The organism is Streptomyces mutomycini, assembly GCF_001700505.1.
GTDB lineage: Bacteria > Actinomycetota > Actinomycetes > Streptomycetales > Streptomycetaceae > Streptomyces > Streptomyces mutomycini.
The window spans coordinates 1-9,641 of sequence record NZ_MAPV01000140.1 but is presented as its reverse complement, the minus strand read 5'-3'; the positions used below and the strand labels follow the sequence as shown (position 1 = coordinate 9,641).

General features: G+C 70.1%; 8 protein-coding genes and 1 pseudogene. 5 read left to right on the top strand and 4 right to left on the bottom strand.

Annotated features, from left to right (window positions below):
- Positions 1-1,395: pseudogene (locus BFF76_RS20575) on the top strand (sacsin N-terminal ATP-binding-like domain-containing protein); the annotation flags it as partial.
- A 19-nt stretch (positions 1,396-1,414) separates the two neighbouring features.
- On the opposite strand, the gene BFF76_RS20570 reads toward BFF76_RS20575, so the two are convergent.
- The gene (locus tag BFF76_RS20570; protein ID WP_053930607.1) at positions 1,415-1,678 is read right to left on the bottom strand and encodes a hypothetical protein; all 264 of its coding nucleotides are present in this window, start codon (positions 1,676-1,678) and stop codon (positions 1,415-1,417) included.
- Positions 1,679-1,932: 254 nt separating this feature from the next.
- On the opposite strand from BFF76_RS20570, the gene BFF76_RS20565 reads away from it, so the two are divergent.
- On the top strand, positions 1,933-2,799 hold the full coding sequence (locus BFF76_RS20565) for a hypothetical protein (RefSeq protein ID WP_031093281.1): 867 nt from the start codon (positions 1,933-1,935) through the stop codon (positions 2,797-2,799).
- Positions 2,800-2,864: 65 nt separating this feature from the next.
- On the opposite strand, the gene BFF76_RS20560 is transcribed toward BFF76_RS20565, so the two are convergent.
- Both BFF76_RS20560 and BFF76_RS20555 read right to left on the bottom strand, forming a co-directional pair.
- Positions 2,865-5,264 carry an HAD-IC family P-type ATPase gene (locus BFF76_RS20560; protein WP_065848785.1) on the bottom strand — a complete coding sequence of 800 codons (2,400 nt, stop codon included), beginning with the start codon at positions 5,262-5,264 and terminating at the stop codon, positions 2,865-2,867.
- Positions 5,265-5,381: 117 nt separating this feature from the next.
- Positions 5,382-5,666, bottom strand: a complete 285-nt coding sequence (locus BFF76_RS20555) for a DUF2530 domain-containing protein (RefSeq protein WP_031093278.1) — start codon at positions 5,664-5,666, stop codon at positions 5,382-5,384.
- Positions 5,667-5,853: 187 nt separating this feature from the next.
- On the opposite strand from BFF76_RS20555, the gene BFF76_RS20550 reads away from it, so the two are divergent.
- Positions 5,854-7,305: an NCS2 family permease gene (locus BFF76_RS20550; RefSeq protein WP_053930605.1), complete on the top strand. Its 1,452-nt coding sequence runs from the start codon at positions 5,854-5,856 to the stop codon at positions 7,303-7,305.
- Positions 7,306-7,354: 49 nt separating this feature from the next.
- On the opposite strand, the gene BFF76_RS20545 is transcribed toward BFF76_RS20550, so the two are convergent.
- Positions 7,355-7,570 (bottom strand): hypothetical protein, encoded by a 216-nt coding sequence (locus BFF76_RS20545; protein WP_199831594.1) that lies wholly within the window; start codon positions 7,568-7,570, stop codon positions 7,355-7,357.
- 134 nt (positions 7,571-7,704) lie between these two features.
- Between BFF76_RS20545 and BFF76_RS20540 the strand changes: the two genes are divergently transcribed.
- The gene (locus BFF76_RS20540; RefSeq protein WP_031093273.1) at positions 7,705-8,145 is read left to right on the top strand and encodes a MarR family winged helix-turn-helix transcriptional regulator; all 441 of its coding nucleotides are present in this window, start codon (positions 7,705-7,707) and stop codon (positions 8,143-8,145) included.
- 97 nt (positions 8,146-8,242) lie between these two features.
- Positions 8,243-9,577: an MFS transporter gene (locus BFF76_RS20535; RefSeq protein WP_053930604.1), complete on the top strand. Its 1,335-nt coding sequence runs from the start codon at positions 8,243-8,245 to the stop codon at positions 9,575-9,577.
- The last annotated feature ends 64 nt before the right edge of the window (positions 9,578-9,641 follow it).

Sequence of the window (9,641 nt, the reverse complement as noted above, 5' to 3'; positions counted from 1 at the left end):
TGTGAGAACGGTGTCGGCGAGCTCGTCCCCGTCCAGGGCGTCCTCGTCCCAGATCTCGCCGACACCGTTCTCACACTCGTGCGCGACGCGGACCTGGCGCCCGGCGACGAGCCCTGGCTGGGCGCGCTGGCCCTGCCCGACGAGGACGGCGAACCGGCACCCGCCGGTGAGCTGGTGCTGCCGGGCAGCCCGTTCGCCCAGGTGATGCGTGAGGGCGAACTCGCCCTGTGCGACGCGGAGCTGACCGAGCGCTGGGGCGAACAGCCCCTGACCGCCTGTGGGGTGCTGGCCACCTTCGCCCTCGTACGGGCCACCGACGTCGTCCTGGACCCGGACGAACTGGAGCCCCGCGACAGCGACTTCGCCGAGACGGACGACGCGGGGCTGCTCGACGCCGTCGACGTGTGGTGCGAGGACGTCCTGGACCAGCTCCCTGACACCCCGGTGCCGCCGGTCGCCACCGAGCTCGTCGCCGTACGCGACCTGGACCTCGTCGACGACGACGCCTGGCCGCAGGCGCTGGCCATGCTGGCCCGGCCGCCGCTGCGCGACGCGCTGACCCAGCCGGTGCGGGTGCTGCTCCCGGACGGCACGACGCAGTCGGTACGGCCCTACACCGCGTGGTGGCTGCGCGACCACCCCGTGCTCGACGGCCGCCGCCCGGCCGGCCTGCGCGCGGCGGGCGGCGACCCGCGCCTGGCGGGCCTGTACGACTCCGCCGACGCGACGGGCTTCGACGACGCGCAGGTGCTGCGCGCCCTCGGCGTACGGACCTCGGTGGCCGCGCTCCTGGACGAGCCGGGCGGGGCGGCCGAGCTGCTGGGCCGGCTCGCCGACGAGGAGCGTCCCGTCGGGCCTGTGCAACTGCACTCGCTCTACACGGCGCTCGCCGAGCTCGATCCGGAACAGGTCACGCTGCCCGACGAGTTGCGGGCCGTCGTGGACGACGAGGTGCGGGTCGCCGACGCGGCGGACGTCCTGATCGCCGACGCCCCCGACCTGCTGCCGCTGACGGGCGGACTCCCGCTCCTGCCGGTGGCCCCGGCGCGGGCGGCCGAGCTGGCCGACCTGCTCCAGGTGCGGCGGCTCGGCGAGAGCGTCGAGGCGGTGGTGACGACGGAGGGCGAGGAGCACCAGGTGCCGGACTCCGTACGCATCCTGCTCGGCGCCGGGACCCCCGACACCTACGTCGAGCACGGCGAGCTGCGCGCCGGAGGGGTCGAGCTGGACTGGCGCCGCACCCCGGACGGTGTGGTCCACGCGTCCACGGTGGAGGGCGTGGCGGCCGGTCTCGCCTGGGCCGCCGGCCAGTGGCCGCGCCGCTTCGAGGTGGCCGCGCTGCTGGAGGACCCGTCGCGCACGGAGGAGCTGGCGCGGGACCGCTGGTTCGACTGAGCGGCCCGGCGCCGGGGGCTCACAGCTCCTTGACGTACCGGTGCGCGTGGGCGAGCGAGGCGAGCGGGTGGCGGTCACGGACGACCTTGACCGCCGCCACGTCTCCTCGCGCGCCGCGTACCGCGCGGACCTCGTCCGCGTCCACCTGCGTCCGGAATCCGTCGTAGGTCCCGTAGTGGTCCCGGAACGCACGCTTCCGTCTGCGGAGGGCCCGGTCGCCGGCGAATGCCGCTGCCGCTCCCACGACTGCGACCACGGCCACTCCGGTGAGCGGGTCGATCATCGGTGTCCTCCTCCACGAGGTCATGCGCCTGTTGGAGGCGTCGGTACGAAGAGGCGGCCTGTGGAGACCCGCCGGGGTCAGCTCAGCCAGGAAGCCGCACAGCTGATGTGATCTTCACAGGAAAGTCGCCGAGTGGGCACAACCTTTCACGTGTGTGACCTGTCTTGATCTGTGGAGTCACCAGACTCACAGACCACATGGGGACCGTAGGCCGCAGCACTTGCCACGGACCCCCTTCTCCACTTGGGGAACACATGCGTATTCGTGCCACTGTCGCCGCCGTTTCCGGCGCCCTGGCTCTGTCCGCCCTCGCCGTTCCGGCGGCGCAGGCGGGCGACCGGGCTGTTCCGAGCCTGGACAAGCCCACCGCGGCCGAGGTGTTCGGCCTCGGGGCCGAGGCGCCGCGCGCGGCGGCGCGCGTCGCCGTCGAGGAGCCCGTGATCTCGAAGGTCGTCATCAACGGCGGCAAGGACATCGTCCTCGGCACGACGGCCTCGAAGACGATCAACGTCTCGGTCACCGCCTCGCACCCCGCCGGCATAGTCGACGGGTACATCGACCTGTGGCACGGCTCGGACGTCGAGACGGATGTCGACGGCTGGGTGATGCCGAACGAGGAGGTCGCGAACTGCACGAGCTCCAGCGCCACCACCGCCACCTGCAAGATGACGATCACGATCGTCCCCGGCGCGGACCTGTACATGAACGCGCTGGCCGGCACCTGGCACGTCAGCGCAGGCGTGCTCGCCGGTGACGAGACCTCGGTCGCGTACACCGACTACTACTCCACGGCCCGCATCCAGCGCCTCTCCAAGGTGACCGTCAACGCCGCGCCCGAGCCCGTCAAGAAGGGCAAGACCATCACGGTCACCGGCAAGCTCTCGCGCGCCAACTGGGAGACCGGCACCTACAAGGGCTACACCGGGCAGTCCGTCAAGCTGCAGTTCCGCAAGAAGACCAGCAGCACCTACACCACCGTCAAGACCATCAAGTCGAACAGCACCGGTGAGCTGAAGACCACCGCCACGGCGTCCGTGGACGGCTACTGGCGCTACAGCTTCGCCGGTACGTCCACCACCCCGACCGTCACGGCCGCGGGTGACTTCGTCGACGTGCAGTAGCCGAGTCGGCGTGAAGTAGCCGAGGGGGATCACCACCCTCTCGGATCTGTGGATCCCTCTCGGATCTATGTGGGAAAGCGGCGGCCGACCAGCCTCCAGGCCAGTTCCAGGACGGCCGCCGCGACCGCCGCGATCCCCACCGCGGCCCACGGCATGGTCGTCCCCACCAGCTTCAGCGCGAAGAAGTCCTGGAGCCACGGCACCGCGAGCACGACGAGGAAGCACAGGCCCATCGTCGCGACCAGGGCGATCCGCCACCACGTGTACGGGCGGGCGATGATCGCCAGCACCCACATGGAGACCAGGAACAGCGTGAGCGTCGCCGCGCTCGTCTCCGCGTCCAGGGCGCCCGTACCGGCGTAGTGGTGACGGGCCAGCAGATACGTGGCGAAGGTGGCCGCCGCCGCGATGGTCCCGGACGGGAACGCGTAGCGCATGACTCGGCGTACGAAGTGCGGCCGGGCCCGTTCCTTGTTGGGGGCGAGCGCCAGGAAGAACGCCGGGACGCCGATCGTCAGCGTGGACAGCAGCGTGAGGTGGCGGGGCAGGAACGGGTACTCCACCTGGAAGCACACCACCAGGATCGCCAGCAGGACCGAGTAGACGGTCTTCGTCAGGAACAGCGTGGCGACCCGGGTGATGTTGCCGATGACCCGGCGGCCCTCCGCCACGACCGACGGCAGCGTCGCGAAGCTGTTGTTCAGCAGCACGATCTGGGCCACCGCGCGGGTCGCCTCGGACCCCGAGCCCATCGAGACCCCGATGTCGGCGTCCTTCAGCGCGAGCACGTCGTTGACGCCGTCACCCGTCATCGCGACCGTGTGCCCGCGTGACTGGAGGGCACCGACCATGTCCCGCTTCTGCTGCGGGGTGACCCGGCCGAAGACCGCGTTCCGCTCGATCTCCGTCGCCATGTCGTCCCGGTCCTCGGGCAGCCGGCGGGCGTCCAGGGCGTGCTCGGCGCCCGGCATCCCCAGCTTCTGGGCCACCGCCCCGACCGAGACGGCGTTGTCGCCGGAGATGACCTTCGCCGCGACGTTCTGGTCGTCGAAGTAGGCCAGCGTCTCCCCGGCGTCGGGACGCAGCCGCTGCTCCAGGACGACGAGCGCGGTGGGCAGGGCGCCGGACGCGGCGTCCGGGGCGTCCAGCTCGCCGTGCACCCGGGCAAGGAGCAGGACCCGCAGCCCCTGTTCGTTGAGGTGCACCGTCTCGGTGAGGGCGGGGTCGTCGGCGGGCAGCAGCACGTCGGGGGCGCCGAGCAGCCAGACGGACGCCTCACCGTTGTCCTCGGCGAAGGCGGCGCCGCTGTACTTGCGGGCCGAGGAGAACGGCATGGCCTGCGTGACGCCCCAGCCCTCGCCGTCCGGGCAGGCGTCGATGATGGCCTGAAGACTTGCGTTGGGACGTGGGTCGGAGGCACCGAGGGCGCCCAGGACCCGGCGTACGTAGTCCTCGTCGGAGCCGTTCAGCGGGCGGACCTCGGTGACGTCCATGCCGCCCTCGGTGAGGGTGCCCGTCTTGTCCAAACAGACGATGTCGACCCGGGCCAGCCCCTCGATGGCGGGCAGCTCCTGTACGAGGCACTGCTTGCGGCCGAGCCTGATCACGCCGATCGCGAAGGCGACCGAGGTGAGCAGGACCAGGCCCTCGGGGATCATCGGGACGATGCCGCCGACGGTGCGGGCTACCGAGTCCTTGAAGTTGTTGTCCTTGACGACCAGCTGGCTGATGATCAGCCCGATCGCCGTCGGCACCATCATCCAGGTCACGTACTTGAGGATCGTGCTGATGCCGCTGCGGAGCTCGGACTGGACGAGGGTGAAGCGGGACGCCTCCTCGGCCAGCTGGGCGGCGTACGCCTCGCGGCCCACCTTGGTGGCGGTGAACGCGCCGCCGCCCGCGACGACGAAGCTGCCGGACATCACCGGGTCGCCGGGCCGCTTGACCACGGGATCGGCCTCACCGGTCAGGAGCGACTCGTCGATCTCCAGACTGTCGGCCTCGACGACCGTGCCGTCGACGACTGCCTTGTCCCCGGGGCCCAGCTCGACCAGATCACCGAGGACGATCTCGGAGACGGAGACCTCGGCGGAGGTCCCGTCGCGCCGTACGGTCGGTTTCGCCTCGCCGATCACCGCGAGGCTGTCCAGGGTCTTCTTGGCGCGCCATTCCTGGACGATGCCGATCCCGGTGTTCGCGATGATCACGAAGCCGAAGAGGCTGTCCTGGATCGGCGCGACGAACAGCATGATCACCCAGAGCACGCCGATGATCAGGTTGAACCGGGTGAGGACGTTCGCGCGGACGATCTCGGTGACGGAACGGGACGAGCGGACCGGTACGTCGTTGACCTCGCCCCGGGCGACCCGCTCGGCGACCTCGGCGGTGGTCAGTCCGCCCGGCACCGGGGAGCCCGGTACGGGGTCCTGCTGCTCACCGGAGGAGTCGAGTGCCCGCTGCGTCATGACTCCGACCGTACGGGCGGAAGGGGCGGTTCACCCGCCGGACGTCGGAAGATCCGACCGGGGGAGGAGCGGAACGGTCCCGGGGCCGTACGGGATCCAGTGCCGGCGCCGGGGGCGTCAGTGGTGCGCGGTGCCCGGCGAGGACCCCTCGGCGGCCTGCGTCGCGGCCCGCTTCAGAGCGGCGTCCCGCCCCCGGACGTACCAGATGCCGATGAGGCCCAGCCCGGCGCCGGCCAGGCAGACCCAGATCCACCAGGCGTGGCCGCGGTCGTCGAACCAGCCGTAGAAGGGGACCTGCACGAGGAAGAGGACGAACCAGAGGATCGTGCCGCCCGTGATGGTGGCGACGACGGGACCCTCCAGGGGCTCGGGTGCCTCGTGCTTCGGTGTCCACTTCTCCATGCGGTCAGTCTAGGGCCGTCCCCGGCCGGGGTGCCTCGGGCCAGTCGGCCCAAGGATCTACGCGCGGAGATAGCGATCTTTCGCTCATGTATTCATACTGAATCTGCTTGCGGGTGGCTCGATTTATTCGTGTGAACATCCAAATCTGTCTGTTTTCATCCCCTCGATGCACGACTGAAGGTCATACATGTCCTCCTCGGCCACCGCTCCGGTCGATCAGCCTCCGGCGCCGCAACAGCCCCACGGCGTCCTTGATCGTTACTTCAAGATCTCCGAGCGGGGGTCGACGGTCGCGCGCGAGGTCCGTGGCGGTTTCGCCACGTTCTTCGCGATGGCGTACATCATCGTCCTCAACCCGATCATCCTCGGCAGCGCGAAGGACATGTACGGGAACCAGCTCGACGGCGGCCAGCTCGTCACGGCCACCGTGCTGACGGCCGCGTTCTCCACGCTCCTGATGGGTGTCATCGGCAACGTGCCGATCGCGCTCGCCGCCGGTCTCGGCGTCAACACCGTCGTGGCCCTCCAGCTCGCCCCCCGGATGAGCTGGCCGGACGCGATGGGCATGGTCGTCCTCGCGGGCATCGTCGTGATGCTGCTGGTCGCGACCGGGCTGCGCGAGCGCGTGATGAACGCCGTGCCGCGCTCGCTCCGCAAGGGCATCGCGATCGGCATCGGCCTCTTCGTGCTGCTGGTCGGCCTGGTCGACTCGGGCTTCGTCTCCCGCATCCCGGACGCCGCGCACACCACGGTGCCGCTGCAGCTCGGCAACGACGGCCACCTCAACGGCTGGCCCGTCCTGGTCTTCGTCCTCGGCACGCTGCTGACCCTCGCGCTGATCGTCCGCAAGGTGCCGGGAGCGATCCTGCTCTCCATCGTCGTCATGACGGTGGTCGCACTGGTCATCGACGCGGTCGCGGACCTGCCGGCCGGTGCCTGGGGCCTGACCGTCCCGGAGTGGCCGGGCAATCCCGTCTCGTCCCCGGACTTCGGTCTGATCGGCGAGGTCAGTCTGTTCGGCGGCTTCGCCAAGGTCGGTTATCTGACCGGAGTCCTCTTCGTCTTCACCGTGCTGCTGTCCTGCTTCTTCGACGCGATGGGCACCATCCTCGGTGTCGGCGACGAGGCCAAGCTGATGGACAAGAACGGGCACTTCCCGGGCATCAACAGGGTCCTGCTCATCGACGGTGTCGCCGTCGCCGCCGGTGGTGTGAGCTCCTCCTCCGCCTCGACCTGTTTCGTGGAGTCCACGGCGGGTGTCGGCGAGGGCGCCCGTACGGGGCTCGCGAGTGTGGTGAGCGGGCTGCTCTTCACCGTCGCGCTGTTCCTGACGCCGCTGGCGACGATGGTCCCCTCGCAGGCGGCCACCCCGGCACTGATCGCGGTCGGGTTCCTGATCCTCGCGGGCAACGTGCGGGACGTCGACTGGAGCGACTACACGCTCGCCATCCCGGCCTTCATGGCCATGCTGATGATGCCGCTCACGTACTCGATCACCAACGGCATCGGTATCGGCTGCATCGCCTTCAGTGTGATGCGCCTCGCCGCGGGGCGCGGCAGGGAGGTCCCGGCGGCCATGTACGTGGTGTCCGCGGTCTTCGTCTTCTACTACGCGATGCCGGCGCTCGGCCTCACGTAGGCGCTCGCACGAGCGCGTGGCGTCTGCACCCCCGCGGGGCGGACTTCCGTCATGTGACCCGGTCGGCCGGGTCCGCGTGGCGGGAGTCCGCCCCGTAGAACTTCTCCGTCTCGTCGACGGCCGCGTGGAAGCGCTGGTCGAAGTCGTCGCGGACCAGCGTCTGGACCACGTAGTCCTGGACGGTCATGCCGCGTCTGGCGGCGTGCCGGCGGAGCCGCTCGAGCAGCTCACCGTCTATGCGCAGGCTGAGCACTGTCGATCCCATGCCAAGCAGGGTCGCGGCACACATGGCCTCTTCGCGGCTCTTTCCACCCCGTACTCACTCGTTCGGGTGATCAGATTCTCGCGCGTGTACCACCGACTGGTATTTAGCATTGCTAATGAGTTACGCTAAGGAACATGCCTGACCTGATCCACGACGGCGACAGTGCCGCCGCCGTGAGCTCCCTTCGCTCCGCCGTGATGCTGCTGGGCCGGCGCCTGAAGCACCAGCGCGTCGACGAGTCGCTGAGCCCGACCGAGATGTCGGTGCTCGGCACACTCGCCCGTTGCGGTTCCGCCACTCCCGGTGAGCTGGCCCGCAAGGAGCACGTGCAGCCGCCGTCGATGACCCGCATCGTCGCGCTGCTGGAGGCCAAGGGGCTGGTCAGACTGGAACCGCACCCCGATGACCGTCGGCAGAAGATGGTCAGCCGGACCGAGCAGGCGGAAGCCATGCTCGCCGAGAGCCGCTCCAAGCGGAACGCCTGGCTGGCCAACCTCGCCGAGGGCCTGGACGAGGACGAGTGGGAGAAGCTGCGGGCCGCGGCGCCCGTGCTGGAGAAGCTCGCCCACCTCTGACCGTGCCGGGCGCGCGGGCCGCACGAAGCGGCCCCCGCGCCCGCCGTCACGTCCTCGTCAGCACGTACGTCGTATACGCCCGAGGAGGCGAACCCTTTTGAGTACGGGATCCGGAGCAGACTCCGCCCCCGCACCGACTTCCACCCACGAGAGCAAGACCGGCGGGACCTTCTCGTCGCTGAAGATCCGTAACTACCGCCTGTTCGCCACGGGCGCCGTGATCTCCAACACCGGTACCTGGATGTCCCGCATCACGCAGGACTGGCTCGTCCTGAGCCTCACCGGGTCCGCCGCCGCCGTCGGCATCACCACGGCCCTCCAGTTCCTCCCGATGCTGCTCTTCGGCCTGTACGGCGGCGTCATCGCCGACCGGCTCCCGAAGCGGCGTCTGCTGCTCATCAGCCAGGCGGCACTCGGCCTGTGCGGTGTCGCACTCGCCGTCCTGACCCTCTCCGGCGTCGTCGAGGTCTGGCACGTCTATCTGATCGCCTTCCTTCTCGGCATGGTCACCGTCGTCGACAACCCGGCGCGCCAGTCGTTCGTCTCGGAGATGGTCGGCCCCGCGCAGCTGCGCAACGCGGTCAGCCTGAACTCGGCGAACTTCCAGTCCGCCCGGCTCATCGGCCCCGCCGTCGCGGGTGTCCTGATCACGACGGTCGGCAGCGGCTGGGCCTTCATGTTCAACGGGCTGTCGTTCATCGCCCCGCTCGTCTGCCTGCTCATGATGCGTACGAGCGAGCTCCACGCGTCCGTCACGGTGAAGCGCGCCAAGGGGCAGCTGCGCGAGGGCCTCCGCTACGTGTCGGGCAGACCCGAGCTGATCTGGCCGATCGTGCTGGTCGGCTTCGTCGGCACCTTCGGGTTCAACTTCCCGATCTTCCTGACGGCCTTCGCGGACGACATCTTCCACGGCGGCGCCGGGATGTACTCGTTCTTCAACATCCTCATGGCGGCCGGTTCGCTGGCCGGGGCCCTGCTCGCCGCCCGCCGCCGTTCCTCGCGGCTGCGGATGCTGGTGGCCGCGGGCACCCTGTTCGGTGTCCTGGAGATCGTCGCGTCGCTGTCCCCGTCCGTCTGGCTCTTCTCGCTGCTGCTCGTCCCGATCGGCATGATCGGCCTGACGACGAACATCAGCGCCAACACCAGCGTCCAGATGGCCTCGGACCCCGAGATGCGGGGCCGGGTGATGAGCCTCTACATGATGGTCTTCGCCGGGGGCACCCCGGTGGGCGCCCCGATCGTCGGCTGGATCAGCGACGCCTACGGTGCCAGGACCGGCATGGCGGCCGGCGGGGCGATCTCGATGCTGGCCGCGCTCGGCGTCGGCTTCGCCCTGACCCGCGTCGGCGGCCTGCGCCTCAAGGTCGACCTGCGCCCGGGCCGCCCGCACGTGCGGTTCGTCCCGCGCGAGCAGCTGGCGACGGCGGCCTGAGCCGTCCCGCGTGCGCCGCGAAGCGGCCCCGACCGGTCGGACGGACCGGTCGGGGCCGCTTCGC